Here is a 26,406-nt window from a genome sequence, read left to right as displayed (position 1 = left end):
GCCGGGCGGTCCCGCCCGGATCTTCCCCCGTCCTCAGCTTTCACCACCCCCGGCGGCGGAAACAGTCGCCGATCGGACGTAACGTCCGCTGATTCCAGACGCAGCCACCGGCTCCGGGCACGGGTGCCCGGAGCCGGTGGGAGGAGCGGAACGTGAAGGGTCGGTCAGGAGGCGTGCGGGGCGCGGGGGCGGCGCGAGCGGCGGGGCCGCCCCGAGGCGCGGTGCGGAGCCCGGCCACCCTCACCGGCGCGTCCACCCGACCGGCCGCCGGCGGAACCCGCGGAGGCGGCCTGCGGCGGGGGCGGTGCGATCGTCACCGGCACGCCGGACGGCTCCCGGGCACCGGTCACCCGGGCCAGGGCCTCGTCGCCGGGGCGCACCTGGACGGACTCGGGACGGATGCCGGCGGTCGACATCAGCCGGGACACGTCCCGGCGCTGCTCCGGCAGGACCAGGGTGACCACCGTGCCGGACTCCCCCGCCCGGGCGGTACGCCCACCACGGTGCAGGTAGTCCTTCGCCTCGGTGGGCGGATCCACGTTGACCACCATGTCGAGCCCGTCGACGTGGATGCCCCGGGCCGCCACGTCGGTGGCGACCAGCGCCGTCACCTGCCCGGTGCGGAACTGCTCCAGGATCCGGGTGCGCTGCGGCTGCGACTTGCCGCCGTGCAGCGCGGCCGCGCGTACCCCCTTGGACAGCAACTGGCGGGCGAGCCGGTCGGCGCGGTGCTTGGTGCCCATGAACAGGATGGTGCGGCCCTCGCGGGCGGCGATCCAGGTCAGCGCGGTGGGCTTGTCCACCGCGTCGACGTGCAGCACGTGGTGGGTCATCGCGGTCACCGTGGCGGTGCCCGGGTCCACCGAGTGCGAGACCGGGTTGCTGAGGAAGCGGCGCACCAGCTTGTCCACGCCGCCGTCGAGGGTGGCCGAGAAGAGCATCCGCTGCCCGTTCGGGGCGACCTGCTCCAGCAGCTTGGTGACCTGCGGCAGGAAGCCCATGTCGGCCATCTGGTCGGCCTCGTCGAGCACGGTGATGCCGACCTGGTCCAGCCGGGCGTCGCCGCGGTTGATCAGGTCGTGCAGCCGGCCGGGGGTGGCCACGACCAGCTCGGCGCCGGCGCGCAGGGCGTCCGCCTGGCGTTGCAGCGAGAGCCCGCCGACGACGGTGGCGCAGCGCAGGCCGACGGCGCGGGCGTACGGGTCGAGCGCGGCGGTGACCTGCTGGGCCAGCTCGCGGGTCGGCACCAGCACCAGGGCCAGCGGTCGGCCCGGCCGGGCCCGGCGGCCGGCGGTGCGGGACAGCAGGGGAAGCCCGAAGGCGAGCGTCTTGCCGGAGCCGGTGCGGCCCCGGCCGAGCACGTCCCGGCCGGCGAGCGAGTCCGGCAGCGTCGCCGACTGGATCGGGAACGGCTCGGTGATGCCCTGGGCGGTCAGCTCGGCGAGCAGCGCCGGGGCCAGCCCGGTGAGGGCGAACGAGGGTACGACGGTGGTCATGCAGAAGCCTTCCTCGACGCGGCACGTGTCGAGGGAGGGCGCCGGAGGCGGCGCTGTCACCGGCGGACCAGGCCGCGGGTGACTCACAAGCACGAACCGAAAGGGGTACGGGCCCCGGCCCGCCGCCGTTCGCCGCCTGCTCACGCAGGTCGACGGTGCGGCGGGCCGGTCCCGTCACCGCGCCCGGAGGGCGCGGTGGGTGTTACCTGAAGATCCGAAGATCAGAGCGGACGGATGTTCTCCGCCTGCGGGCCCTTCTGGCCCTGGGTCACCTCGAACTCGACCCGCTGGTTCTCGTCCAGGCTCCGGTAGCCGGAGGACTGGATCGCCGAGAAGTGGGCGAAGACGTCGGCGCCGCCGCCGTCCGGGGTGATGAAGCCGAAGCCCTTGTCAGCGTTGAACCACTTGACGGTGCCAATAGCCATTTTTGTTTCGTCTCCTTGACGGAACGTCGAACCCGCACTTGTTGCGGGCTCGAAGAGGAGCGCGCCACGCGGAACTGCCTGGCTCGCTTGTCGCTTCTGGTCGCCCCGCCCGGAGAACTCCGGACACAACAAAGAGCGCCTGGGCCACAATCCTCCAGGCGCACACAGAGTCTCTGGGAACCATAACTGCAACGCGACCAACCTATCACGGATTCGGCCCGGCACCACCGTCTGCCGGAATTTCCGGTACGGAGGCGATCAGCGCGGTCAGCCCGTCCGCGTCGAGCAGGTCCGTCGGGCGGACCGTGACCCCGTCCCGCACGTAGTGGAACGCCGCGCCGACCCGCTCCACCGGCACGCCGGCCAGCTCCGCCCAGGCCAGCCGGTAGACCGCGAGCTGCACGGCGGCCACCTCGGCGGCGGCGCCCGCGGGTTGCCGGCCGGTCTTCCAGTCGACCACGTCGAACCGCCCGCCCGGCCGGGCGAAGACGGCGTCCATCCGCCCCCGGACCACCACTCCGGCGATCACTGTGGCGAAGGGCACCTCCACCTCGACCGGCACCCGCTCGGCCCACTCGCTGGCCAGGAAGCGCTCCTGGAGCTCGGCCAACGCCTCGTCCGGCGCCGCGTCCGCGTCGGCCGCACCCGGCAGCTCGTCCAGGTCGAGCAGCCGGTCGGCGCCGAACCGCTGCTCCAGCCAGGTGTGGAAGGCGGTGCCCCGGCGGGCGTACGGATTGGGTTCGGTGGGCACCGGGCGGCGCAGCGCGCGGGCCAGCGCCGCCGGATCCCGGCGCAGCGCCACCAACTGGGTCACCGAGAGCTGGCCGGGCAGCGCCACCTCGACCGCGCCGGACTGCCGGGTCAGCTCGGCCCGCTCGGCGAGCAGCAGATCGGCCTCCCGCCGCCACCGCGCCACGTCCGCGTCGTCGGCCGGCCCGTCCGGACGCTCGCCGTCGGTGTCGTCGCCGTCGCCCGGCGGTCGCCCGGCCGAGTCGCCGACGGCCGGCGGGCGCCCGGCCCGCCCGGTCGAGTCGCCGTCGGCGAGGAAGCGGCGGACCAGGGCTGCCGCCTCGGCCAGCGCCGGCCGGCGGGCGCCCAGCGGGTCGGCCGGCCACTCGGCGCGCAGCACCACCTCCGTGGTCGGGTTGACCGCGTCGCCCGGCGGCTCCGGCGCCCACTCGTCGACCAGGTGCCCGGCGCGGGCGTCCAGGCAGGCGTCGTGCACCTCCCGCAGCAGCACCGACGGGCCGCGCGGCCGTTTGGTGCCCTCCCCCCACCAGTAGCCGGAGCAGAGCAGCAGCCGCCGGGGCCGGGTCACCGCCACGTACGCCAGCCGGCGCTCCTCCCGCTCGTCGTGCGCCCGCCACGCGTCGGTGAAGTCCTCCAGCGCCCGGGCCACCCCCCGCTGGTCCTCGGCCTCGGCCAGGCCCAGCTCGGGCAGCCCGTCGGCATCGCCGCGCAGCGGGAACGGCAGCACGCCCAGCCCGCCGAGCCAGTGGTCGGAGTTGCGCACCGGCCCCGGCCAGACGCCCCGGCTCAGCCCGGCCACCGCGACCACGTCCCACTCCAGGCCCTTCGCGGCGTGCGCGGTGAGGATCTGCACCGCGCCCTCGACCACCTCCACCTCGCCCGGCGTGAGGCCGCGCTCCTCGTCCTCGGCGGCGGTCAGGTAGGCCAGGAAGCCCGACAGGGTGGCGCCCGGCGTCTCCCCGCTGAAGCGGGCGGCGACGTCGCCGAGCGCGTCCAGGTGGCCCCGCGCCAGGCCGGCGTCCCCGGCCCCGTCCCGGCCGGCCCGCACCGCCACCTCCACGTCCAGGCCGATCGTCCGCTCGATGTCGGCGATCAGCTCCGGCAGCGACTGGTCCAGCCGGTAGCGCAGCAGGCCCAGCTCCCGGGCGTACGCCCGCAGCCGCGCGTAGCCCTCCGCCGAGTACGCCTGGGCCGGCCCCAGGTCGGCCAGCGCCTCGACCAGGGTCGCCTCGTCCAGTAGGTCCGGGCTGATCTCCGGGGTGCCGTCGTCGGCGAGCCTGCGTCGGGCCGCCGCGATGGACTTCGCCCGGCGGTGCAGGGCCACCAGGTCACGGGGCCCGATCCGCCAGCGGGCGCCGGTCAGCAGCCGCAGCAGCGCGGCCCCGTCCGTCGGGTCGGCCAGCACCCGCAGCGTGCACACCACGTCGCGCACCTCGGGGGTGTCCAGCAGGCCGCCGAGGCCCACCACCTCGACCGGCAGGCCGCGCTCGCGCAGCGCCGACTCGATCGCCGGGATCTGGCTGCGCAGCCGTACGAGCACGGCGGTCGTGGGCCGCAGCGGCACCGGGATGTGCTCGGGCAGCACGCCGGGCATCCCCGCAGCGCCGCGCCAGGCGTGCAGCACGCTGTCGGCGATCCAGTCGGCCTCGTCGGCGTACGTCCGCAGCAGGGCGCAGTGGACGGTGCCGCCGGCGGCGCCGCGGGCGCTGCGGTGCGGGACGGGCTCCTTGACGCTCATCGCCGCCCGCAGCTCCGGCACCCGGGCGCCGGCGGCCCGCAGCGGGGTGGCCAGGGCGTTGGCGACGCCGAGGATCTCGGGTCGGTTGCGCCAGCTCGTGGTGAGGCTGAGCACCTCGGCCGGCGCGCCGCCGACGCGGGCGAACTCCGTGGGGAAGCGGTCCAGGGTGCCGGCGCTCGCCCCGCGCCAGCCGTAGATCGACTGGCACGGGTCGCCGACGGCCGTCACCGGGTGCCCGCCGCCGAAGAGCGCGTTGAGCAGCACCACCTGGGCGTGGCTGGTGTCCTGGTACTCGTCGAGCAGCACCACCCGGTAGCGGTCGCGCTCGATCGCGCCGACCCCCGGGTGGTCCCGGGCCACCCGGGCCGCCCGGGCGAGCTGGTCGGCGAAGTCCATCGCCTCGAAGTCCTCCTTGCGCCGGGCGTACGCGCGCACCAGCGGAAGCAGCTTCAGCCGGGTCTGCTGGAGTTGCAGCGCCTTCCGCACGTCGGCGTAGACCCGGCCGGGGCGCGCCTGCACCTCGGCGAAGAAGCGGCCCGTCCACGCGGCCAGCGCGTCCGGATCGACCAGGTGCTCGTCCAGCTCCCCGGCGAGCGCCAGCACCGCGTCGGTGACCGTGCTCGGCATCCGGTCCACCTCGGACATGTCGCCGTCGTAGTTGCGCACCAGCAGGTCGACGAGCTGCCAGCGGGACGCCTCGGTGAGCAGGCGGGTGGACGGCTCGTAGCCGGCCCGCAGCCCGTGCTCGGTGACGATCCGGCCGGCGTACGAGTGGTAGGTGGAGACGGTCGGCTCCCCGGCCAGCGGGTCGTCGAGCGGGTCGCGCCCCCGCCGCCCGAGCCGGCGCACCAACTGGTCGAGCCGGGTACGCACCCGGTGCGCCAGCTCCCCGGCGGCCTTGCGGGTGAAGGTGAGCCCGAGCACCTGCTCCGGCCGCACGTACGAGTTGGCGACCAGCCAGACCACCCGGGCGGCCATCGTCTCGGTCTTGCCCGACCCGGCGCCCGCGACCACCAGCAGCGGCTCGACGGGGGCGGCGATGATCGCCGCCTGTTCCCGGGTCGGCGCGGGCAGCCGCAGCAGCTTCGCCAGCTCCACCGGGGTGTACCGGGGGCCGGCGTCGGCGACCCGGGGCGCCGGGGTCGCGCTGCTGAACAGGGCGGGCTGCGTCACTGTGCCAGCTCAGTTCGCGACTGCGGGGCTCGCAAGCTCACTCCTCGCGCTCACGGGTGCTCCGGGCGGCGGGCGGTCGGCGGCTCGACCACCTGGCGGCCCTGCCCCGACACCGGGCAGCTCGTACGCACCGGGCAGACCCGGCACTTGGAGTTGGCGACCGCGGCGAAGGTGGCGGCAGCCATCGTATCCGCGGTGCGCCGCACCAGCGCGGTCGCCCAGCCGGCCTCCGGGCCCTCCCCCGCCGGCGGTTGGCTCTGCTCCTTCGCGTCCTTCGCGCCCGTGCCGAGCTGCACCAGGGCCGCGCCGCCGGACTCGTCGCCGAAGTCGGCGAAGGCTCCCGCCTCCACCGCCGCCTGGTAGGCGCCGAGCTGCGGGTGCTCGGCGAGGTCGTTGGCCGTGACCGCGGTGGACTTGCCGGTCTTCAGGTCGATGACGACCAGCCGGCCGTCCTCGTCGACCTCCAGCCGGTCCACCCGGCCGGCCAGCTCGACCGGCCGGTTCGGGTCGTCGAGGCGTACCGCGAACTCGTGCTCGATGGCGAGCAGCCGGCGCGGGTTCGCGGCCAGCCAGCGGAGCAGCTTGTCCACCATCGCCTCGGCGCGGTTGCGCTCCGGACCGACCATCCAGCGGGCGGCCAGCTCGATGACGTCGAACCGGGCGGCGACGTAGTCCAGCAGGGCTCCCCGGTCGGCGCTGGCGTCCTCGGCGAGCATCGCGGCGGCGTGCACCAGGTTGCCGACGCCCTGGGCGGCGCTGGCCGGCGGGCTGCCGCCGTGCCGCTCCAGCAGCCAGCGCAGGCTGCACCGCAGGGCGCTCTCCATCGCCGACGGGGTGACCCGGACCGGCTCCCCCTCGTCGACCAGCGGGCGGTCGTCGGAGAGCTGCCGCAGCCCCCACCAGTCGTCCGGGTGCGCGCCGGCCACCCCGGCGGCGGCGAGCCGGGCCAGCTCGGCGGCCGCCCCCTGCCGCCGGGCGTAGGGCACGGCCGGGTCGCTGACGGCGGTACGCAACTCCGCCACCAGCGCCGGCAGGGTCAGCGCCCGGGGCGGCCGGCTCACCGGCAACGCCCCCGGCCGGTCCGTCTCCTCGTCGGCTCCGGCGGGACCGTCGTCCCCCGGCCGCTGGGGCGCGTCCCGGTCCGGCCTCGCCGCACCCGGGCCGGCCGGGGCCGCTCCACCCGTGCCCGGCCCGCCGGCTTCCGACCCGCCGTCGGGGGACGCAGGGCCGTCGCCCGGGAGCGGAGGGCCCCCGTCGGGGGACGCAGGGCCGTCGCCCGGGGTGGGCGGGTCGGTCGGGCCCAGCTCGTAGAGGAAGCGGCTCGGCTGCTCCTCGTGGTCGTCGCCACCCACCGCGGCGGAGGCGACCGCGCTGACCAGCAGCCGTCGCCGGGCCCGGGTGACCGCGACGTGGAACAGCCGGCGTTCCTCGTCGAGCAGCGCCGAGGTCTGCCCGACCAGTGCGGCCACGGCCCCGGCCCCGGCCGTCCTACCGGCGAGCACGTCGACCAGGCGCTCCGAGCCGAGCAGGCTGCCGCGCAGCCGCAGGTCGGGCCAGACGCCCTCCTGCACCCCGGCGACCGCCACGAGATCCCACTCCAGCCCCTTCGCGGCGTGGGCGGTGAGCAGCCGCACCGCCTCCCCCCGGTCGGCGGTCGGGGCGAGGGTGTCGGCCGGCAGGTCCTGGCCGAGGACGTGGTCGAGGAAGACCTCCGTACGCGCGCCGGGCAGCCGGTCGGTGAACCGGGCCGCCGCGTCGAAGAGGACCATCACGGCGTCGAGGTCGCGGTCGGCCGCCTCGGCGCGGCGGCGCCGCGCGACGTCGCCCTCGCCGGTCACCGTCTGGCCGCGGCCGGTCGCCGCGGACCACAGCTCGGCGAGCCCGCTGGCCCGCCAGACCGCCCAGAGCACGTCCTCCGCCGTGGCGCCGGGCCGCGCGGCGGCCTCCCGGGCGACGGCCAGCAGACCGGCCACCGTCTGCGCCGGCTCCGCCCAGTGCCGCTCGATCCCGGCCAGCTCGGCCGGGTCGCGCAGCGCCTCCACGATCAACTCGCCGGAGGGCCGGCGGTCGCCACCGGCCAGCGCCAGGGCGCGCAACCCCTGCCGCAGCCGCCGCTCGGCCAGCGGATCGGCGCCGCCGAGCGGCGAGTGCAGCAGGGCTACGGCGGCCTCCTCGTCGAGCCGCTCGGGCTCCAGGGCGCAGCGCAGCAGGAGCAGCAGCGGCGCGACCGCCGGTTGCAGGTGCAGCGGCAGGTCCTCGCCGTGCACGACGGTGGGCACCCCGGCGGCGTGCAGGGCGCGTTGCAGCGAGGGCAGTTGCCGCCCGGTGGAGCGCACCAGCACGGCCATCTCCGACCAGGGCACGCCGCCGAGCAGGTGTGCCTCGCGCAGCGCGTGCGCCAGCCAGGCCGCCTCGCTGGTGGCCGAGCGGAAGGTGCGTACTTCGACCGAGCCGGGCGGCGCGTCGGGCAGCGGGTGCAGCCGGCGGTGCGCCGCCGGGCCGCGCAGCCGTCGCGCCAGCCGGCCGGACGCGGCGAGCAGCCGGGCACCGGCCCGGTAGGAGGCGGTGAGCACGACCTGTGCCGCGGGCGCCCCCGAGGCGGTGCGGAAGCGGTGCGGGAACGTGGTCACCCCCGCCGGGTCCGCGCCCCGGAACGCGTACGTGGAGGAATCCGGGTCGGCGAACGCGACCAGGGGCTTGCCGCCCCCGGCCACCGTCGCGAGCAGGTCCTGCTGGGCGGGGTCGGTGTCGGCCAGCTCGTCGACGTAGACGTACGCCAGCCGCCGGCGCTCGGCCGCGAGCAGGTCGGGGTCGTCGAGCAGCATCCCGGTGGCGGCCCGGACCAGCTCGGCCGGGTCGTACGCGACGGAGCCGCGGTTGCTGACGTCGCGCAGGGCGAGCACGGCCACGTACTCCCGCAGGAAGCGCGCGGCGGCGAACCAGTCGGCGCGGCCGAGCTTCTCGCCCAGCCGGGCCATCTCGACGGGGCCGACGCCCCGCTCGGCGGCGCGCATCAGCAGGTCGCGCAGCTGCGCCGCGAAGGCCCGGGTGCGCAGCGCGGGGCGCAGGTCCTCCGGCCAGCCGACCGGGTCGTCGTCGGGCGCCTCGCCGACCACGTCGAGCAGCTCGCGGATGATCAGATCCTGCTCCGGCCCGGTGAGCAGCCGGGGGGACGGCTCGCCACGCTCGGCCGCGGCCCGGCGCAGCAACCCGAAGGCGTACGCCGGAAGGGTGCGCACCAGCGGCTCGCGCAGCACGCGGTGCCCGTCCTCGGCGACGCGGGCCTCGATCCGCTGGCGCAGCGCGATGGCGCCCCGGCGGCCGAAGGTGAGCACCAGGATCCGTTCCGGGTCGACGCCCTCGGCCACCCGCGCGGCGACGGCCTCGACCAGCGTGGCCGTCTTGCCCGTGCCGGGGCCGCCGAGCACCAGCATCGGCCCGTCGGTGTGCGCCACGATCTCGACCTGGCGCGGATCGGTCAGCCGCGCCACCCCATGGTGCGCGCCCCCGTCGGCGGGCCCCCCGGACCGCCGCTCACCCTCGACCGGCCCTCCGGACCGACCGTCCCCCCGGGCCGACCCGCCGGGCCGTTGGTCCCCCCGGACCGCCTCGGCAGGCCGGCGCACCAGCCGGTACGCCTGCATCCGTCCATCCCACCACGCCGGTACGACACCCCCACCCCGCCACCCCGCCACCCGGAACCACTCCCCCACTCCCCCCGAGGCCCCGGGGGACGGCGATCATGAGGTTGGCGGGGACGAAAGGGGCGACCCGCGCGGCCAACCTCATGATCGACGCGGCGAGAGGGGGGCGGGGAGAGGGAGGGGAGGGGGTGGGTCAGAGGAGGTGGAGTTCCAGGGTGTCCAGGGCGGCGGGGACCGTGTCGGTGACCTTGAGCAGGCCCAGGCCGGCGGGCTTGAGGAAGGTCTGGTCGGCCAGCGCGCCCAGCCAGTCGAGCACCGGGCGGTAGAAGCCGTCAGTGTCGACCAACACCATCGGCTTGGCGTGCAGGGCCAGGGTGGCGGTCGTCCATACCTCGAACAGCTCGTCGAGGGTGCCGAGCCCGCCCGGCAGGGTGAGGAACGCGTCCGACTTGTCGATCATGAGGGTCTTGCGGGCGGCCATCGAGTCGGTGACGAGCAACTCGTCCGACGCCAGGTCGGCGACCTCCAGGTCGACCAGCGACTGCGGGATCACCCCGACCGTCCGGCCGCCGGCGGCCCGCGCCCCGTCCGCCAGCGCGCCCATCATGCCGACGCACCCGCCGCCGCTGACGAGGGTGTGCCCGCGCCGGGCGATCTCCGCGCCCGTCTCGGCCGCGAGGTCCAGCCAGCGCTGGTCGAGGGTACGGGAGGAGGCGCAGAACACGCAGATCGCCGCCACGTCAACGCTTCCGGTTCTCGTCGCCCGCCTCGGCGGCGGCCCGCTGGTCGGCGGCGGTGACGGCGACGGCCTCCTCGCGGACCGCCTCCTGCTCGACGTTGAGGGCGGCCTCGGCCTTCACGATGTGCCGGACCGCCGCGTCGACGTCGTCGGTCACGCAGATCAGCTCCAGGTCGACCGGGCCGATCTTGCCGTCGGCGGCCATCGTGTCGCGCAGCCAGTCGAGCAGGCCGCTCCAGTAGTCGGCGCCCATCAGCACCACGGGGAACCGGGTGACCTTGCCGGTCTGCACGAGGGTCAGCGCCTCGAAGAGCTCGTCCATGGTGCCGAACCCGCCCGGCAGCACGACGAACGCCTGGGCGTACTTCACGAACATGGTCTTGCGGGCGAAGAAGTAGCGGAAGTCGATGGCCAGGTCGACCCAGTCGTTGAGCCCCTGCTCGAAGGGCAGCTCGATGCCGAGGCCGACCGACAGCCCACCGGCCTCGCTGGCGCCCCGGTTGGCCGCCTCCATCACGCCCGGCCCGCCGCCGGTGATCACCGCGTAGCCGGCCCGGGCCAGGGCCGCGCCCAGCGCCTCGGCCAGCCGGCACTCCGGGCTCTCCGGGTGACTGCGGGCGGAACCGAACACGCTGACCGCCGAGGGCAGGTCGGCGAGGGTGTCGAAGCCCTCGACGAACTCGGAGAGGATGCGCAGCGCCCGCCAGGCGTCCTTGGTCTTCCAGTCCTCGCGCCCCCGCGAATCGAGCAGGCGCTGATCGGCGGTGCTGCCCGTCATCACCTGTCGACGCAGCGTCACGGCCCCCCGGTGCCGTTCCTGTCCCGGCTCGCGGCCGGCCTCCCGCCCGTTGCTCTGACCCATGGGAGCAACCGTAGTGGAGCCGCACCCGCCAGGTGCGCGCACCGTGAGCCGGGCCGTCCGCCGAGCCCATGGACGGCGTGAACTCGGGCGACGGACGGCGTGACCTCGGGGGCGATGAGCGGAGACGGGCCGGGCGACGATCGAAAATATTTTTCCGGATCATGGGCAACTAATTCGGTCGCACGGACGTCTTACTATTCACATACCGGGTATGCCCCGGCGCGCGCCTTCGGGGGAGGAGTCAGCGTGATCAGCAACAGCGAGATGATCCGGATCCGGCGGCAGATGCAGCGCCGCATCCGCGACGTGGTGGCCGAGCGTCGCCGCGCCCGCCTGATGGAACCGTCCACCGACCAGGGCGGCCAGACCGACGCCCGGCCCACCGCCGACGCGTCCACCACCGTCTGACCCGCACCGACGACACCGTGCACGGAAGGTCCGCGTCGGCCGACGCGGACCTTCCGTCCATGCGGAGGGCGCCCCGCCTTCGCGATCGTCAGGCGGAGGCGAGCCAGCGGCGCAGTATGACCGCGCCCTCCCGGATCTTGCTGATCTCCACGTGCTCGTCGGGGTGGTGGGCCAGGTTGGGGTCGCCGGGGCCGAAGTTCAGCGCCGGGATGCCCATCGCGGCGAACCGGGCCACGTCCGTCCAGCCCAGCTTGCCGATCGGCGCGGCGCCGACCGCGGCGAGGAACTCCTGGGCGGGCGCCGCCTCCAGCCCGGGCGGGGCGCCTGCCGCCGAATCCGTGACCCGCACCTCGAAGCCGGCGAAGACCTCGCGCAGGTGCGCCTCGGCCTCGGCCGGGGTCCGGTCCGGCGCGAACCGGTAGTTGACCTCGACCTCGCACCGGTCGGGCACCACGTTGCCGGCCACGCCGCCGTGGATGCGGACCGCGTTCATCCCCTCCCGGTAGTCGCAGCCGTCGATGGTCACCCGCCGCGCCTCATAGTTGGTCAGCCGGTCGAGCACCTCGCCGGCCGCGTGGATCGCGTTCACCCCGTGCCAGGAACGGGCCGAGTGGGCGCGTACGCCGGTGGTGGTGACGACCGCGCGCATGGTGCCCTGGCACCCCGCCTCGACGATGCCGTGCGTCGGCTCCAGCAGCAGCGCGAAGTCCGCCTCCAGCCACTCCGGGTACGCGTCGGCGACCAGGAAGAGGCCGTTGTACTTCGACTCGATCTCCTCCGCCTCGTAGAAGAAGTACGTCACGTCGTAGCGCGGGTCCGGCAGGCTCACCGCCAGGTTCAGCGCGAACGCCACCCCGGACTTCATGTCCGAGGTGCCGCAGCCGTACATCAGGTCGCCGCGCGTGGTCGACGGGAAGTTGTTGTTCAGCGGCACCGTGTCCAGGTGACCGGCGAGCACCACCCGCTGGTCGCGGCCCAGGTCCGTCCGCGCCATCACGGTGTTGCCGTGCCGGTACGTGGTCAGGTGCGGTACGCCCCTCAGCACCTCCTCCACGCAGTCGGCGATCGCCTTCTCGTTGAGGGACACGGACTCCATGTCGACCAGCGCGCGGGTCAGCGCCACCGGATCGGCCAGGACCTCGGGGGTCAGCGGGTTCTCCATGGTTCGCACGGTACCGTCAGATCCGGCGAGCGCGAGGAGCGAGCGTTCCGGGGCGGTCCGCGCGGGACGCGGGACGCGGGGGGCTCGCCGGCCCGCAGCACGAACGAGAGGTGAATCAGTGACGTCCGAATCCGCCTGGGGCATCGGCCTGGCCACCGTTACCGCTGACGACCAGGTGCTCGACACCTGGTATCCGACGGGCAAGCTGGGCCTCGGCGAGCTGCCGCTGGTCGCCGGCGAGGACGAGGCGGACGTGCTGGACCTGCCGCCGGGGGCGGTCGGCGACCGGGCGCTGCCCGGGCTGCGTACCGTCCAGGTGGTCACCGTGATCGGCTCGCTGGACGACCCGATCAAGGATGCCGCCGACGCGTACCTGCGGCTGCACCTGCTCTCCCACCGCCTGGTGCGACCCAACGAGCTCAACCTCGACGGCATCTTCGGCAAGCTGGCGAACGTGGCCTGGACCTCCGCCGGGCCGTGCCCTCCGGAGCGCGTCGACGAGCTGCGGGTCATCGAGCGGGCCGCCGGCCGCCACCTGGCCGTGTACGGGGTGGACAAGTTCCCCCGGATGACCGACTACGTGGTGCCGTCGGGCGTGCGGATCGCCGACGCCGACCGGGTACGGCTCGGCGCGCACCTGGCGGCCGGCACCACGGTCATGCACGAGGGCTTCTGCAACTTCAACGCCGGCACGCTCGGCACCTCGATGGTCGAGGGACGGATCGTGCAGGGCGTGGTGGTCGGCGACGGCTCCGACATCGGCGGCGGCGCCTCGATCATGGGCACCCTCTCCGGCGGCGGCACCGACAAGGTCCGCATCGGCGAGCGCAGCCTGATCGGCGCGAACGCCGGCGTGGGCATCTCGCTCGGCGACGACTGCAAGGTGGAGGCCGGCTGCTACGTCACCGCCGCCTCCAAGATCACGCTGCCGGACGGCCGGGTCGTCAAGGCCCGCGAGCTGTCCGAGGTGGACGGCCTGCTGTTCTGGCGCAACTCCGTCACCGGCGCACTGGAGGCGAAGCCGCGCAGCGGCCGGGGCATCGAGCTGAACGCCGCGCTGCACGCCAACGACTGACGGTCGCCCCGCCGGGCCCGCGGTCGGTCGCGGGCCCGGCGGGGGTACGCCTCAGCGCAGGCGGTACGCCTGGATCACGCGCTGGGTGACCGTGTTGCCGGCGGTGTCCCGGGCGGTGGCCCGCAGCGAGACGTGCCCGGTGCCGGCGGGGTGCCGCACGGTGGCCGTCCAGCCGTCTCCGCCGCCGCGGACCCGGGCCCGCTGCCAGGTCTCACCGCCGTCGTAGGAGGCGTCGACGGTCAGCGCGGCGACCCGGGCCGAGGGCGCGCCCGGCTGCCGCTGCACCTGGACCGGGATCGTGAAGCTCCGGCCCGCCGGGGCGGCGTTGTCCCGGGCCAGCCGGGGCGCGAACCGGATCGCCGCCGCCGGCAGCGCGACCGGGTCGTCCCCGGCGACATGCCGGGACCGGAACGTCCACGTGGCCGCCACCTCGGTGGCGAGGTCGGTGAAGCTCCGCTTCGACGACACCTCCAGCCGGTAGTCGGCCGCGCCCGGCGGCACGTCGAACCCGCCGTACGCCGGCTCCTCGCTCTCCCCGACCAGCACCCCGTTGCGGTAGAGGGCGGTGCGGGCGGTGTCGGCGACCGAGCCGCCGGGGTGCCCCTCGGCGTCGCTGTGCAGCGGCAGGCTCACCTCGATGCGGTCGCCCTGCCGGGTGATCCCCGCCGTCGGGAACGACGGCCCGTACGGCGCGCTGTTCCAGCTTTCCCGGTAGTGCCGCCCGGCGCGCAGGCTGCGTGCCTCGGAGAAGAGGATCGCCTTGAGATCGGCCCAGCCCTCGTCGGTCGGCACCCCGAAGTCCAGCTCGGAGTACCAGCGCACGCCCCGCGCGTTGTAGTGCTCGACCCGCTGCCCCGGCGTCGCGGTACGCAGGCCGACCGCCCAGCCGCCGACGTCGGGCTCGCGCTGCGCGAAGACCAGGCGGTCGGTGACCAGCCCCGGGCTGCCGCCGTTGAACCGGTGGGTGACCGTGGCCAGGTCCTTCGTGCGGTAGTGCCGGACGAAGCCGGTCGGCATGCGGCCCGGCACGGCCTCGCTGAGGGCGTAGAGGTAGGGGCTGCTCGCCGCTTCCAGGTCGGCCCACTGGCTGCTGACCGTGGCGATGAACCGCTCACCGGACGCGGGTTGCCCGAGCCCGAGGGTGTGCAGGCCCTCGAAGTCGGAGCCCAGCATGCCGAAGGTGTAGCTGCCCGTCTCGGCGAGGAAGATCGCCTCGGTGACGACGAGCGCCGGGGTGGCCGAGCGCTGCGGGACGCTCATCCGGACCGGCTTGCCCCGGCGGGCGTCGAGGGTGATCCGCGTGTCCCCGGCGACCACCAGCTCCGGCTGGACGATCTGGGTGAGCGCGGTGACCTCCTCGCCGGCCACGTCGTACACGAAGCTGACCAGCCCGTACCGGCCCTTGGGGACCCGCAGCTCGGCGGTGCCGTCCGGGTCGTACAGGTCGTACGGGTTCAGCCCGTCCAGCGAGACCAGCGTGGTGCCGTGCTCGCCGGCGAGCTCGCCGGCGCGGTTCAGGTGCCGGGCGGCCACCGTGTAGCTCTCCACCTCCCGGTGCACCGCCAGCGGGGTGACGGCCACCACCGCGCCGCCTGAGCGGGCGACGATCCGGCCGGTGTAGTGACCGTCCGGGCCGTCGACCCGAGTGTCGGCGGTGACGGTGGCACTCGCCGTACCGCCGCCCGGCACGGCGATCCGGCTCGCGCCGAGGGTGAACATGCCGGCCGGGGCCGGCCTGCCGTCCGGGCCGGTCGCCTCCACGGCCAGGTCCAGGTCGGTCGGGGTCGCGCCGTCGTTGCGCCAGGTCACCGTGCGGGTGATCGGGGTGTCGTCGCCGTGCGGCCAGAGCGCCCGCCCGAGTGACACGCTAGGCGGGTCGCTGGTCACGGTCTGCCGGATCGAGTGGGCCACGTCGACCCGCCCGGCCCCCTGCTCGTACGCGGTCAGCTCGGCGTGCGGCTTCGCCGAGGACATCAGCAGGGCCTTGAGCCGGTCGGCCTTCCCGCCGTGCTTCTGGGCGAGCAGCGCCGCCGCGCCGCTGACGTGCGGGGCCGCCATCGAGGTGCCGGAGAGCGAGACGTACCCGTCGCCGGCCGGGTCGCCGATCACCGCGTCCCGGCTGCGCGCCGCCACGATCCCCACCCCCGGGGCGGTGATGTCGGGCTTGAGCGCGTCGTCACCGGTGCGGGGACCACGGCTGGAGAAGTCGGCGAGGCTGTCGTCCCGGTCGACGGCGCCCACCGAGAGGGCGGCGTCGGCGGTGCTGGGGGAACTGACCGGCGCGAACCGGCCGGAGTTGCCGGCGCTGATCACGAAGAGGGCGCCGGTCTGCGCGGTGAGCGTGTTGACGGCCTCCTCCAGCGGGTCGACCTCCGGGGTGTCGAAGCCGCCGAGGCTGAGGTTGATCACGTTGGCCCGCTGCTCGGCCGCCGCCCACTGCATGCCGGCGAGGATCGCCGACTCGGGACAGCCGTTGGTCTCGCAGACCTTGCCGTCGAGCAGTGTCGCGTCCGGGGCCACGCCCCGCATCCGGCCGCCGGAGGCGGCGCCGCCGCCGGCGACGATCGAGGCGACGTGGGTGCCGTGCCCGACGATGTCGCCCGGCGCGGACTCCTCGGTGAAGTTGCGCACCTGCGCCACCCGGCCGGCCAGGTCCGGATGTGTGGCGTCGATCCCGGTGTCCAGCACGGCGACCCGCACGCCCCGGCCGGTGTAGCCGGCCCGGTACGCCTCCGGCGCGCCGATCTGCGGCACGCTGCGGTCGAGCGTGAGCTGCCGCCGGCCGTCGAGCCAGATCCGGTCGGCACCCCCTGCCGCGCCGACCCTCGCGCCGGCGGCGGTGACCGCCGCCCAGACCTCGGCGGCCCGCCGCTTGCTCGCCGTGGCGGCGAGCCCGCCGACGGCGGGCAGCTCACGGGTGACCGTCACCCCGGCGGGCACGGCGGAGCGCCGGGCCGCGCCGGTGCCGCCGGTGATCAGCAGGGGCAGGTCGTCGCGCCGGGCGTCGTCGTAGCCGGCGGCGACCAGTTCGGTGACGTCGAACAGCCGCCGGTCGATCCGCCCGTCCCGGATGGGCGCCACGGCGTCCTCGGGTACGACGGAGACGTGGCCCCGCTCCCGTCGGGTCAGGAAGCGGACGTCCTCGCGCCCGGGTGCGGGTTGGACGCTGGCCCGGGAGCCGTTGACGGTGACCCGGTCGCCGGTGAGCAGGGTGACGGTGACCGGTCGGCCGCCGGTGCCCCCCAACCGGGACGACGGGGTCGCGTCAGGACGGACGGTCGGTTCGGTGGGCTTCTGGGCGGCGGCCATGCCGGGGGTGCCGAGCACCATCCCGAGCACCAGACCGAGACCGACCAGTTTTCTTCTTCGCTGCAACGGATCCTCCTCGTCGGGCGTTACTACCTGTAGGGAGAGACGCATTGACAGTCATCAGAGTTGCATACCGAGTATGCAAAGTGAAGACACGAAGATGACGGAGCAGCCAACGAACAGGACCGATCCTCGGAGATGATCGACCGGTGACATCCATGAAGGAACGCATGCTGGCCGGCGAGCCCTACATCGCCGACGATCCGGAGATCGCCGCCGACCTGGACCGGGCGGCGCAGCTGATGGAACGCTTCAACACCGGCCCGGCCGCCGACCCCGAGGCCCGGCTCGCGGCCCTGCGCGACCTGCTCGGCGAGGTGGGCGAGGGAGCCTGGGTCCGACCGCCGCTCTACGTCGACTACGGCTGGCAGGTCCGGATCGGGCCGCGCAGCTTCGTCAACTTCAACGCGGTCCTCCTCGACGTCGCCCCCATCACCATCGGCGCCGACGTCCAGATCGGACCGAACGTGCAGCTGCTCACCGCCACCCACCCCGTCGAGCCCGGGCCCCGCCGCGACAAGTGGGAGGCGGCCAAGCCGATCACCATCGGCGACAACGTCTGGCTCGGCGGCGGGGCCATCGTGCTCGCCGGCGTCACCGTCGGGGAGAACACCGTCGTCGGCGCAGGCGCCGTGGTGACGAAGGACCTGCCGGCGAACGTCGTCGCCGTGGGTAACCCCGCCCGCGTCGTACGCCAGCTCGACTGAACCACCATCACGCCCGCCACCTGCACAAACACCCTCCACCACTGGCGCGCCCACCCGAAGACACGGCACCGTGGGTGGTGGCGTCGTCACCGGGAGGCGGGGATGGTCGGTCGGGTGCTCGAACTACGCGTGCACGGGGTCTCCAACACGCCCCCCGGTCAGATCCTCGGCCTGCGCCCGGCACCGGGCGCCGACGCGCCGGCCCCGCCGTGGCTCGTCGCGGGCGGCCCGGTCACCGGCTTCTACCGATCCCCGACGGCCGGGCCGGCCGACCCGGTCGTCGTCGAGGCGTACAGCTGGGGGCAGTTGACCTCCGGCGCGCGGACCGCGCGGGACGTCGAGCGCGCGCTGTGGACGCTGCTGCTCCCGTTCACGCTGGCCAACGTCGCGCTGCACGCCCGGCCGTCCGTCCCGGCCGACCCCGCGACCGAACGCTGGCACAGCACCTCGGGGATCACGGCGTGGCTGATCCGGCTGTTCTGCCTGAGCCTCACCGGCAGCTTCGCCCTCACCCTCACCGCCGTCGGGGTCGACCTCGTGGGCTGGCAGTGCGTCGACGACGACTGCCTGCGCCGGATCCCCGGCCCCTGGGAGTTCCTGGGACACGGCTGGTGGAGCGAGGGCGCGCGGTCGTTGGCCGTCGGCCTGCTCGTGCCGCTCGGCGTGCTGGCCCTGCTCGGACTGGTGAGCTGGCGGACCTACCAGTACGAGGCGCAGATGCCCGCCGAACCTGTTCCCCCGGCGGATGCCCCGCAGCCGGTCGGGGCTCCGACGGACCGGCGCGAACGACCCGAGGCGGATCCGGTCGCACCCGACCCGCCGCCCGGCAACCCGTTGCAGGACCGCACCTTCTGGACCGGCGAGGGCCAGTTGCGCAGAGGCGCCGTGCTGCACCTGTGCACCGGGGTGGTCGTCGCCGCCGCCGTACCGCTGGGTGCGGTCCTCGCCCTGGACCCGCCCCGGGGCGGCCGGGCGGCCGTCGCCTGGCCCACCGTGGCGGCGCTCGCCGCCGTCGTGCTGGTCGCGGTCGTGGCGCTCGCGCGGCCCGGGCTGACCCGGCGCGCCGGGGCCACCCCGCTCGGCGGATGGAGCGTCACGGTCGCCGTGCTCACCGCCGTCGGGCTGGCCGGGACGGTGCTGGTCCTGCTGCTGCCCGACGGCCCCGCGGGCACGCCCCTGGCCGGCCTGCGCCCGACGCCCGGGTGCGCCCGGCAGGCCGTCGCGCCGACCTGCCCCGCGGACCGGTCGCTGCCCGGCCTCGACTGGATCGTCGCCTGGCTGGGCACGGGGCAGTTGCTGCTGCTCATCGCGATCGGGTCGGTGGCCCGGTCCGGGCGGCGGGCGCTGGCCGCGCCGGCGGCGGCCGCCCTGCTGCTCGTCCTCGGGTTCGCCTGGTTCACCGGCTGGCTGCCCGGGCCGCCGCCGCCCGCGGCGCTGGAGTTCTGGACGGTCGTCGTCCCGGTCGTCGCCCTGGCCGCCACCGGCCTGCTGCTACGGCGCGTCCCGTCGCCGGCCGGGCGACCGTCACCGGAGCGCCAAAGCGACCTGGCCTGGGGCGGCCGGGCGCCGGCGGTCGTCGCCGGCTTCGGCTGGATGCTCTCCGTCTCCTACAGCGCCGGACTGCTCTACTGGGTCACCGGCCGGCTCAACGGCGACCCGGCACCGGGCGGGCGCTCCCCCGTCGTGCCCCCGGTTCCGGTGCTGTGGGCCGGGCTCGTCTTCGCCGTCGCCCTGCTCGCGCTCGCCGCCACGGTCGCCCGGGCCGGCCTGCTCCACCTCCGCCTGCGCCGGCACGAGTACGCGCGGGCGACGGCACGGACCGGCGACCCGTTCTCCGCCCACGACCTGCGGCGCTGCCGTGACGTCAGCACGTGGCGGGCGCTGCACCGGCTGGTCGGCGAGCACGCCGTACGGCTGGTCGGCGGCTACGCCGCCGCGTCGGCCGTGCTGGCGACCCTCGGCTGCGCCGCCCTGCTCTCCCGCAGCCCGCCGCACCCCACGGTCGCGACCGGCGGCGCCGCGGTGGTCGAGTGGGTCTCCGAGGTGGGCGGTCGGCTGCTCGGCTGGCTGCCGGTGCTGATCGCCACGGTGGGCCTGCTGGTCTACCGCAACGACCTCGTCCGTCGCACCGTCGGCGTGGTCTGGGACGTGGGCACCTTCTGGCCCCGCACCGCGCACCCGCTGGCCCCGCCCAGCTACGCCGAGCGGGCCGTACCCGAGTTGCAGACCCGCACCGCCGGGCTGCTGGCGCTCGCCGAAGACGACCCTCGCAGCGTGGACGGGATCATCCTCTCCGGACACAGCCAGGGCACGGTGATCTGTGCGGCCGTGCTCCTCCAACTGCCCGCCCGTTCGCGCCGGCGGATCTGGTTCTTCTCGTACGGCTGCCAACTCACCCGGCTCTACGGGCGGGTCTTCCCCGGCTACTTCGGCCCGGACCGGCTGCCGGTGCTGGCCGAGGCGCTGACGCCGCCCGGTGGCCGGATCCGCTGGACCAACTTCTGGCGGGACACCGACCCGCTCGGCTGGCCGGTCAACGCCGGGGCACGGAACCTGGCCGTACGCGACCCGGAGGCGCTGCACCCCGACGACGGGGAGGTGGCCGATCCCCCGATCCGCAACCACAGGGGCTACCCGGAGGCGCCCGAGTTCCACCGGGAACGCTCGCGGGTGGCGTGGCTGCTGCGTCGGGGCGTACCGGCACCGAGGCGCGGCACCGGCTGACCCGGGCGGCAGGCCACCGGCACGCGACGGGCTGCCGCCGCCCTCAGGGTGACGGCGGCGGCTCGGCGAGCCGGACGACCAGGTCGGCGCGGTGCGCGGTGCCGGCCACCAGTGCGGCGTTGGCCTCGTCGCTGCCCGTCGCCCACGCCCGGGCCTGTTCCGCCGACCGCCCGTACGCCTCGTGCCGGGCGGTCAGCCGGCGCAGCCGCAGCTCGGCGTCCAGGTCGAGGAACCACGCCTCGTGCAGCAGCGGCCGCACCTCGTCCCAGGGCGTCCCGGTCAACAGCAGGTAGTTGCCCTCGGTGACCACCAGCCGCACCGACGGCGGCACCTCGATCGAGCCCGCCACCGGCTCCTCCAGGTCCCGGTGGAACGCCGGCGCGTAGACCGCCGTCGGCTCCAGCCGGTGCAGGCGGCGCAGCAGCGAGACGTAGCCGTTGGCGTCGAAGGTGTCCGCGGCGCCCTTGCGCTCCGCCCGCCCCAACCGGCGCAGCTCGGCCTGAGCCAGGTGGAAGCCGTCCATCGGCACCAGCCGGGCGGTCGGGCCGACCGCCTCGACGATCCGTACCGCCAGCGTCGACTTGCCCGCGCCGGGCGGCCCGGCGATGCCGAGCAGCTGCCGCGGGCCGGCCTCGGCGAGGGTCCGCGCCCGCGCCACCAGCTCGTCGGTGCCGACGACCCGGGCGCCGGCCATCACCCGAGGACCGGCTCGCTGATCGCGAACCGCGCCTGCACCGCGGCGTGCACGGTCTGCGGCTGCGGGTCGAGTTCCAGCTCCGGCGGGCCGCTCTCGGCGCCGTCGCCCATCGCGTACGCCATCCGGCTCATCATCGGCTGCTCCGCCGCGCCCGCGTCGGCCAGCTCGATCAGGGCGGTCACCCGGGCGCCGAGGGCCTCCGCGTACTCGCGGGCGCGCAGCAGGGCGTCGGCGAGCGCGGCGTGCCGGGCCTCCCGGTGGGCCGGGCTGTCCGGCCGCAGCGACCACCACGGCCCGGCCACCTCGATCTGGTCCTGGTCGGCGAGGCACAGCATCAGCTCGCCGAGCGCGGTGAAGTCGCTGACCGTCACGGTGGTGGTCACGCTGCCGCTGTACGCCACCACCCGCTCACCGGAACGCCGGGTCTCCGGCCTGACCTGCAACTCGCCGGTCTCCCGCCGGTCGATGCCGGGGCCCTCGCCGCCGAGCAGCACCCGGACGGCGGCGGCCCGCTCGGCCAGCCGTGTCAGGGTGGCCTCCCGGTCCCGGTCACGCGCCCTGGCCGTCACCGTGAAGCGGGCGATCTCCGGAGCCACCTCCCGGTACGCCTCGCCGCGCACCGCCACCACCGGCCCGTCCACCATGCCCTCACCCTAACCGCGCGTCCGCCGGCCCGCCCGCCGTCCCACGGCACGCCGACGGGGCCGCGGCGCCCCTCCCGGGACTGTCCGGCTCAGGCGGCGTGGACCGTCGCCGGGAGATGGCCCGTGTAGCCGACCCGGTCGCCGTCGACCCGGCACTCGGTGAGATAGCCGCCGGCGGCCCCCAGCTCCAGCAGGAACTCCACCTCGGCGCGGTGGTCGCCGTCGGCGGGGAACTCCCGCCGGTGGGCGAGCAGGTCCCGGTCGAAGAGGACGGTACGCAGGTCCCGCGCCTGCTGGATTCGACCGACCAGGGCGTCGACGTCCTCGGCGCGCAGCGCGGCGGCCAGCCCGTCGAGGAACGCGCTGACCTGACCGAGCTGCCGTACCACCTGCTCGCGGTTGTCGAAGAGCATGTCGGCCGTACGCCGGGCCGGGGTGCCGGCGACCCGGGTGCCGTCCCGGAAGCTGCCCGCGGCGAGGCCCAGCACGGCGTCCCGGAGGTCCGACTCCGCCACCGCGCCGGCGAGGCTGCCGGCGAGCAGGTGGGGGATGTGCGAGGAGAGCGCCACCACCGAGTCGTGCACCGCCGGCGACATCGGCACCACCCGGGCGGCGAAGACGTCCACGATGAGGCCGGACAGCATCCGGAACGGCCCGATGCCCTCGGCCGCCGGGCAGAGCACCCACGCGGCCCCCTCGAACAGCGCCGGCACGGCGGCGGCGAGCCCGGAGCGTTCGGTGCCTGCCATCGGATGGCCCGGTACGAACCGGTCGGTCAACCCGGTGGCGGCGGCGAAGGCCGCCACGGCGCCCTTGGTGCTGCCCACGTCGGTGAGGACGCAGCCGTCCCCGGCGTGCTTCGCGACGGTGAGCAGGGTCTCCGGCAGGCTCGGCAGGGGGCCGCAGAGGAACACGACGTCACGGTCGCGGACGGCCCCGCCGATGTCGTCGGGGAAGGCCACCCCGCGTTCGCGCCCGGTCGCCCGGGTGGCCCGGTCCGGATCCCAGCCGACGACGTCCAGCCCCGCCTCGTGCAGCCGGAGCAGGACCGAGCCGCCGATGAGGCCGGTGCCCACCACGGCGACCCGGGGTCGCCCACGCGAACTGTCCACCATCACGCACCTCGGCGGTCGCTCAGGCGCGCAGCCGGCCGGCGACCGCCGCCACGTGCTCGTCGGACTCGGTCAGCGCCACCCGGACGTGCTGCCGGCCGCCCGGGCCGTAGAAGACGCCCGCCGCCGCGAGGATGCCCCGCCGGGCCAGCCAGTCGACCGTCTCCCAGCAGTCCTCGCCCCGGGTCAGCCAGAGGTAGAGCCCGGCCTCGGAGTGCTCGACGGTGAAGCCGGCGTCGGTGAACGCGGCGTGCAGGGTGTCCCGCCGGGCCCGGTAGCGCTCCCGCTGCTCGTCGGCGTGCCGCTCGTCGCGCAGCGCGGCCACCATCGCCGCCTGCACCGGCGCCGGCACGATCATCCCGGCGTGCTTGCGGACCTTGAGCAGCTCCGCCACCAGCGCCGGGTCGCCCGCCACGAAGCCCGCCCGGTAGCCGGCCAGGTTGGACCGCTTGGAAAGCGAGTGCACGGCCAGCACCCCGTCGTACGATCCGCCGCAGACCTCGGGCGAGAGCACCGAGACGGGCTCGGCGGCCCAGCCCAGCGGCAGGTAGCACTCGTCGCTGGCGACCACCGCGCCGCGCTCCCGGGCCCAGTCGACCACCTTGCGCAGGTGGGCCGCCGGCAGCACCCGGCCGGTCGGGTTGCCCGGCGAGTTGACCCAGACGAGGCGCACCCGGGAGGTGGGCCCGACGGCGGTCAGCGAGTCGGCGCGTACGACGGTGGCGCCGGCGAGCCGGACGCCGTCCTCGTACGTCGGGTAGGCGATCGAGGGCACCACGACGACGTCGCCGGGACCGATCCCGAGCAGGGTCGGCAGCCAGGCGACGAGTTCCTTGGAGCCGATCGTCGGCAGCACGCCGAGGCCGTCGACGCCGGCACCGCAGGCCCGTGCCACCCAGGCCGCGATCGTCTCGCGCAGCACCGGCGTGCCGGCGGTCAGCGGGTAGCCCGGGGCGTTGGACGCGTCGGCCAGCGCCCGCCGGATCACCTCGGGCACCGGGTCGACCGGCGTACCCATGGAGAGGTTGATCAGGCCCTCAGGATGCGCCGCGGCCAGTGCGGCCGCGGCGTCCAGGGTGTCCCAGGTGAACTCCGGCAGCCGTGACGAGACCGGCGCGGGCCGGTTCAGTGGCCCTCGCCGCGCGGCGGCTGCGCGGCGACGAAGGTCGCGTCCTTCTCCACCTTGCCGATCTTCGAGGCACCGCCGGGCGAACCCAACTCCTCGAAGAACTCGTAGTTGGCGCCGGTGTAGTCCTTCCACTGCTCCGGGACGTCGTCCTCGTAGAAGATCGCCTCGACCGGGCAGACCGGCTCACAGGCACCGCAGTCGACGCACTCGTCGGGGTGGATGTAGAGCATCCGGTTGCCCTCGTAAATGCAGTCGACCGGGCATTCCTCGATGCAAGCCTTGTCGAGCACATCCACGCACGGTTCGGCGATGATGTAGGTCACCGGTCTTCTCCTCCGCAAGACACGCCGCGATCAACCGCGACGGTTAGAGCCTAGTATCTCGCCGGGGAGGGGGTCGATCGTGCTCCGACAGCAGGATGTGGGACACCGGATCGTGGTGCGCCGGATCGTGGGGATTCGCGAAGGTCGGCCGCTCTTCTCGGACGCCCTCGGCGAGCTGGTCGAGCTGAGCGAAACCCATCTCACACTCGCCACCGCGCAGGGCCGGCTCCGGGTTCCCGTGGCCGAGGTGCACCGGGCCAAGCGGGTGCCGCCGGCCCGCCGGCCCACCGCCGCCGCCGTGGTCGAGCTGGAACTGGCCGCCGACGAGGCGTGGCCCGCCGCCGTGCGGGGGCGGCTCGGCGACTGGCGGCTGCGCGCCGCCGACGGCTGGACGGGCCGGGCCAACTCGGCGCTACCCGTGGGCGACCCGGACCGGCCCCTGCCCGCCGCGCTCGACGCGGTGGAGCGCTGGTACACCGACCTCGGTCAACCGCCGATGGTCAACACCCCCCTGCCGCTCGCCGCCCCGGTCGGCGCGGAACTTGACGCCCGTGGCTGGGTCGGCCGGCCGCCCGTGCTGGTGCAGACCGTGCCGCTGGCGGGGCTGCCGCCGGCCGTGCCGGAGCGCGCCGGAGCGCCGCCGGTCGAGCTGGCCGCCGATCCGTCGGACGACTGGCTCGCCGTCGCCGCCGGCCGCAAGGGCGGCCTGCCGGACGCCGCCCGGCACGTGCTCACCGCCGTGGACCAGGTCCGCTTCGCCCACGTGTACGCCGACGGCGCGCTGCTCGCCATCGGCCGGGGCACGGTCACCGGGCAGGGGCGCTGGCTCGGGCTCAGCCTGATCGAGGTGCTGCCCGAGGCGAGGCGGCAGGGCCTGGCGGGCCGGATCATCCGGGCGCTCGCCGACTGGGGTGTGGCGACCGGCGCCTCGCGCGCCTTCCTCCAGGTCGAGCAGCGCAACACCCCGGCCGTGGCCCTCTACCGCACCCTCGGCTTCACCACGCACCACACCTACCTCACCCGCACCCCACCACCCTGACCCACCCGGACCCCCGCCCCGCCCCCTCCCCCGCCCCGCCTCGCGCCCTCCCGCCCACTGGCGTCGTCGATCATGAAGTCATTGCCCCGGGAAAGCGCGTTCCAGGGCGCCAACCTCATGATCGACCTCGCGGCGGAGGGCCGGGGGGCGCGGCGGAGCCGGGCGCAGGGTGGGGTGGGGCGGGGGTGGGGTGGTCAGCGGCGGACTACGCGGCGGGGCTTGGTGGCCCTCAGTTCGGCGTACCGCTGGAGCGACTGCGAGCGGTGGTCCAGGCCGAGCGCCGTGAGGAGCAGGTAGCCGAGCAGCACGCCCACGCCGGCCGCCGCGAGGTAGAGCCAGATCTGGGCGAAGAAGGTGCCCGCGCCCCCGCCGAACGGGTTGTCGCCCACCAGCAGCGGCCCGACCAGCACCGTCAGCAGCAGCGCGATCCCGACCGCGGCGGCCAGGTCGGCGCCCCAGGCCGAGACGGGTCGACGCCGGCCCCACACGAAGGCGACCGCCGCCAGGACCAGCCCGATCACCGCGAACATCCCCAGCGACACCCGGTCGGCGGCGGCCGTGTCGTCGCCGTCGAAGCCGAACCGGGTGACCAGCCGGGCGACCACGTTGACCGCGAACAGCGCGACCGCGAGAACCCCGGTCGCGCGCCACCGCTCACTCATCGCACGCCTCCCGCCGTACCGCCCGCTCCAGCGGCGGGCTTCCTGGCAGGAATGTCTACCACCGGAACCTGTGCGCCGTCAGTCCCCCGACCGGACCGGTGGCGGTGCCAGGATCTGCCGGAAACCCATCACCGCGAAGGTCATCGCGCCGGCCACGATCATCGCCAGGCCGACCCAGTTGTCGCCGGTGACGAGCAGGTCCCCCTCGGCGGTGCGGACCGCCGCCACCGCCATCAGGACGAACCAGGGCGTCGCGGGCAGCGCCACGGCCCACCGGCGACCGACGGCCTCGTGCGCGAACCAGCTCAGGGCGATGTTCGCGCCGATGGCGACGAGCACCGAGACGCCGATCAGCTGCCCGCCGACCCGGAGCGTGGCCAGCAGCAGCTCCAGCACCGCGGTGAGGATCCCACCGAGGACGGCGACCAGCCCGCCGGCCATCCGCAGGGCGAGGTCGAGCAGCCGCCGGGACCGCCCGGACGGTGGCGGCGGGGCGGTCTCCTGCGGGGCGGCCGACATCGACGCGAC

Annotated in this window: 20 protein-coding genes; 5 read left to right on the top strand and 15 right to left on the bottom strand. The window is 75.4% G+C overall.

What is annotated here, in order from left to right; genetic code table 11:
- Nucleotides 1–164: 164 nt before the first annotated feature.
- The 6 genes from ACFHW0_RS05800 to ACFHW0_RS05775 all read right to left on the bottom strand — a co-directional run bounded on the left by ACFHW0_RS05800 (nt 165) and on the right by ACFHW0_RS05775 (nt 10,827).
- Nucleotides 165–1,496 (bottom strand): DEAD/DEAH box helicase, encoded by a 1,332-nt coding sequence (locus ACFHW0_RS05800; RefSeq protein ID WP_416605952.1) that lies wholly within the window; start codon nt 1,494–1,496, stop codon nt 165–167.
- Nucleotides 1,497–1,717: 221 nt separating this feature from the next.
- On the bottom strand, nt 1,718–1,921 hold the full coding sequence (locus ACFHW0_RS05795) for a cold-shock protein (RefSeq protein ID WP_007464836.1): 204 nt from the start codon (nt 1,919–1,921) through the stop codon (nt 1,718–1,720).
- A gap of 205 nt (nt 1,922–2,126) precedes the next feature.
- Entirely contained in the window at nt 2,127–5,582 is a 3,456-nt protein-coding gene (locus ACFHW0_RS05790) for an ATP-dependent helicase (protein WP_416605950.1), read from the bottom strand.
- A gap of 50 nt (nt 5,583–5,632) precedes the next feature.
- On the bottom strand, nt 5,633–9,226 hold the full coding sequence (locus ACFHW0_RS05785; protein ID WP_416605949.1) for an ATP-dependent helicase: 3,594 nt from the start codon (nt 9,224–9,226) through the stop codon (nt 5,633–5,635).
- A gap of 193 nt (nt 9,227–9,419) precedes the next feature.
- Nucleotides 9,420–9,965, bottom strand: coding sequence for a TIGR00730 family Rossman fold protein (locus ACFHW0_RS05780; RefSeq protein WP_121399730.1), 546 nt, complete (start codon nt 9,963–9,965; stop codon nt 9,420–9,422).
- Between the two features lies 1 nt (nt 9,966).
- A complete protein-coding gene (locus ACFHW0_RS05775) occupies nt 9,967–10,827 on the bottom strand; it encodes a TIGR00730 family Rossman fold protein (protein WP_416605948.1) in 861 nt (286 codons plus the stop codon).
- A gap of 246 nt (nt 10,828–11,073) precedes the next feature.
- On the opposite strand from ACFHW0_RS05775, the gene ACFHW0_RS05770 reads away from it, so the two are divergent.
- A complete protein-coding gene (locus tag ACFHW0_RS05770; RefSeq protein WP_199729509.1) occupies nt 11,074–11,235 on the top strand; it encodes a hypothetical protein in 162 nt (53 codons plus the stop codon).
- Nucleotides 11,236–11,323: 88 nt separating this feature from the next.
- Here the strand turns inward: ACFHW0_RS05770 and dapE are convergent, their stop codons facing one another.
- Nucleotides 11,324–12,397: a succinyl-diaminopimelate desuccinylase gene (dapE, locus tag ACFHW0_RS05765; RefSeq protein WP_416605946.1), complete on the bottom strand. Its 1,074-nt coding sequence runs from the start codon at nt 12,395–12,397 to the stop codon at nt 11,324–11,326.
- A gap of 118 nt (nt 12,398–12,515) precedes the next feature.
- Between dapE and dapD the strand changes: the two genes are divergently transcribed.
- Complete coding sequence (dapD, locus tag ACFHW0_RS05760) at nt 12,516–13,472, top strand: 2,3,4,5-tetrahydropyridine-2,6-dicarboxylate N-succinyltransferase (protein ID WP_416605944.1); 957 nt, start codon at nt 12,516–12,518, stop codon at nt 13,470–13,472.
- Nucleotides 13,473–13,523: 51 nt separating this feature from the next.
- Here dapD and ACFHW0_RS05755 read toward each other — a convergent pair whose 3' ends face one another.
- Nucleotides 13,524–16,892 (bottom strand): S8 family serine peptidase, encoded by a 3,369-nt coding sequence (locus ACFHW0_RS05755; RefSeq protein WP_416605942.1) that lies wholly within the window; start codon nt 16,890–16,892, stop codon nt 13,524–13,526.
- Between the two features lie 98 nt (nt 16,893–16,990).
- Here ACFHW0_RS05755 and ACFHW0_RS05750 point away from each other — a divergent pair, with 98 nt between their 5' ends.
- On the top strand, nt 16,991–17,548 hold the full coding sequence (locus ACFHW0_RS05750) for a sugar O-acetyltransferase (RefSeq protein WP_416605940.1): 558 nt from the start codon (nt 16,991–16,993) through the stop codon (nt 17,546–17,548).
- Nucleotides 17,549–17,650: 102 nt separating this feature from the next.
- A complete protein-coding gene (locus tag ACFHW0_RS05745; protein ID WP_416605938.1) occupies nt 17,651–20,272 on the top strand; it encodes a hypothetical protein in 2,622 nt (873 codons plus the stop codon).
- A 43-nt stretch (nt 20,273–20,315) separates the two neighbouring features.
- On the opposite strand, the gene ACFHW0_RS05740 is transcribed toward ACFHW0_RS05745, so the two are convergent.
- The 5 genes from ACFHW0_RS05740 to fdxA form a co-directional block, all read right to left on the bottom strand.
- Entirely contained in the window at nt 20,316–20,966 is a 651-nt protein-coding gene (locus ACFHW0_RS05740; RefSeq protein WP_416605937.1) for a nucleoside/nucleotide kinase family protein, read from the bottom strand.
- Nucleotides 20,966–21,613 carry an SIMPL domain-containing protein gene (locus ACFHW0_RS05735; RefSeq protein WP_416605935.1) on the bottom strand — a complete coding sequence of 216 codons (648 nt, stop codon included), beginning with the start codon at nt 21,611–21,613 and terminating at the stop codon, nt 20,966–20,968. Before ACFHW0_RS05735 ends, ACFHW0_RS05740 begins: the two co-directional genes overlap by 1 nt.
- Before the next feature lie 89 nt (nt 21,614–21,702).
- On the bottom strand, nt 21,703–22,728 hold the full coding sequence (locus tag ACFHW0_RS05730) for a prephenate dehydrogenase (protein WP_416605933.1): 1,026 nt from the start codon (nt 22,726–22,728) through the stop codon (nt 21,703–21,705).
- Nucleotides 22,729–22,747: 19 nt separating this feature from the next.
- A complete protein-coding gene (gene dapC / locus ACFHW0_RS05725; protein ID WP_357577850.1) occupies nt 22,748–23,854 on the bottom strand; it encodes a succinyldiaminopimelate transaminase in 1,107 nt (368 codons plus the stop codon).
- Nucleotides 23,851–24,177, bottom strand: coding sequence for a ferredoxin (gene fdxA, locus ACFHW0_RS05720; RefSeq protein WP_091422126.1), 327 nt, complete (start codon nt 24,175–24,177; stop codon nt 23,851–23,853). The genes dapC and fdxA overlap by 4 nt, the downstream gene beginning before the upstream one ends.
- A gap of 79 nt (nt 24,178–24,256) precedes the next feature.
- On the opposite strand from fdxA, the gene ACFHW0_RS05715 reads away from it, so the two are divergent.
- Nucleotides 24,257–25,216: a GNAT family N-acetyltransferase gene (locus tag ACFHW0_RS05715; RefSeq protein ID WP_416605930.1), complete on the top strand. Its 960-nt coding sequence runs from the start codon at nt 24,257–24,259 to the stop codon at nt 25,214–25,216.
- Between the two features lie 194 nt (nt 25,217–25,410).
- Here the strand turns inward: ACFHW0_RS05715 and ACFHW0_RS05710 are convergent, their stop codons facing one another.
- Nucleotides 25,411–25,878, bottom strand: coding sequence for a hypothetical protein (locus ACFHW0_RS05710; protein ID WP_416605928.1), 468 nt, complete (start codon nt 25,876–25,878; stop codon nt 25,411–25,413).
- Nucleotides 25,879–25,956: 78 nt separating this feature from the next.
- Nucleotides 25,957–26,397, bottom strand: coding sequence for a hypothetical protein (locus ACFHW0_RS05705; protein ID WP_416606146.1), 441 nt, complete (start codon nt 26,395–26,397; stop codon nt 25,957–25,959).
- Between the last annotated feature and the right edge of the window lie 9 nt (nt 26,398–26,406).

Source organism: Micromonospora sp. LOL_025 (assembly GCF_048060285.1).
GTDB lineage: Bacteria > Actinomycetota > Actinomycetes > Mycobacteriales > Micromonosporaceae > Micromonospora.
Note: the sequence above shows the minus strand (reverse complement) of the source record. Positions and strands in the feature narration are given on the sequence as shown.

Coding starts and splice junctions, on each gene's coding strand:
- ACFHW0_RS05785 (WP_416605949.1), bottom strand. CDS start 9,226: ATGCAGGCGTACCGGCTGGTGCGCCGGCCTGCCGAGGCGGTCCGGGGG.
- ACFHW0_RS05800 (WP_416605952.1), bottom strand. CDS start 1,496: ATGACCACCGTCGTACCCTCGTTCGCCCTCACCGGGCTGGCCCCGGCG.
- ACFHW0_RS05735 (WP_416605935.1), bottom strand. CDS start 21,613: ATGGTGGACGGGCCGGTGGTGGCGGTGCGCGGCGAGGCGTACCGGGAG.
- ACFHW0_RS05775 (WP_416605948.1), bottom strand. CDS start 10,827: ATGGGTCAGAGCAACGGGCGGGAGGCCGGCCGCGAGCCGGGACAGGAA.
- ACFHW0_RS05740 (WP_416605937.1), bottom strand. CDS start 20,966: ATGGCCGGCGCCCGGGTCGTCGGCACCGACGAGCTGGTGGCGCGGGCG.
- dapE (WP_416605946.1), bottom strand. CDS start 12,397: ATGGAGAACCCGCTGACCCCCGAGGTCCTGGCCGATCCGGTGGCGCTG.
- ACFHW0_RS05710 (WP_416605928.1), bottom strand. CDS start 25,878: ATGAGTGAGCGGTGGCGCGCGACCGGGGTTCTCGCGGTCGCGCTGTTC.
- ACFHW0_RS05755 (WP_416605942.1), bottom strand. CDS start 16,892: ATGCGTCTCTCCCTACAGGTAGTAACGCCCGACGAGGAGGATCCGTTG.
- ACFHW0_RS05705 (WP_416606146.1), bottom strand. CDS start 26,397: ATGTCGGCCGCCCCGCAGGAGACCGCCCCGCCGCCACCGTCCGGGCGG.
- ACFHW0_RS05745 (WP_416605938.1), top strand. CDS start 17,651: ATGGTCGGTCGGGTGCTCGAACTACGCGTGCACGGGGTCTCCAACACG.
- ACFHW0_RS05730 (WP_416605933.1), bottom strand. CDS start 22,728: ATGGTGGACAGTTCGCGTGGGCGACCCCGGGTCGCCGTGGTGGGCACC.
- ACFHW0_RS05795 (WP_007464836.1), bottom strand. CDS start 1,921: ATGGCTATTGGCACCGTCAAGTGGTTCAACGCTGACAAGGGCTTCGGC.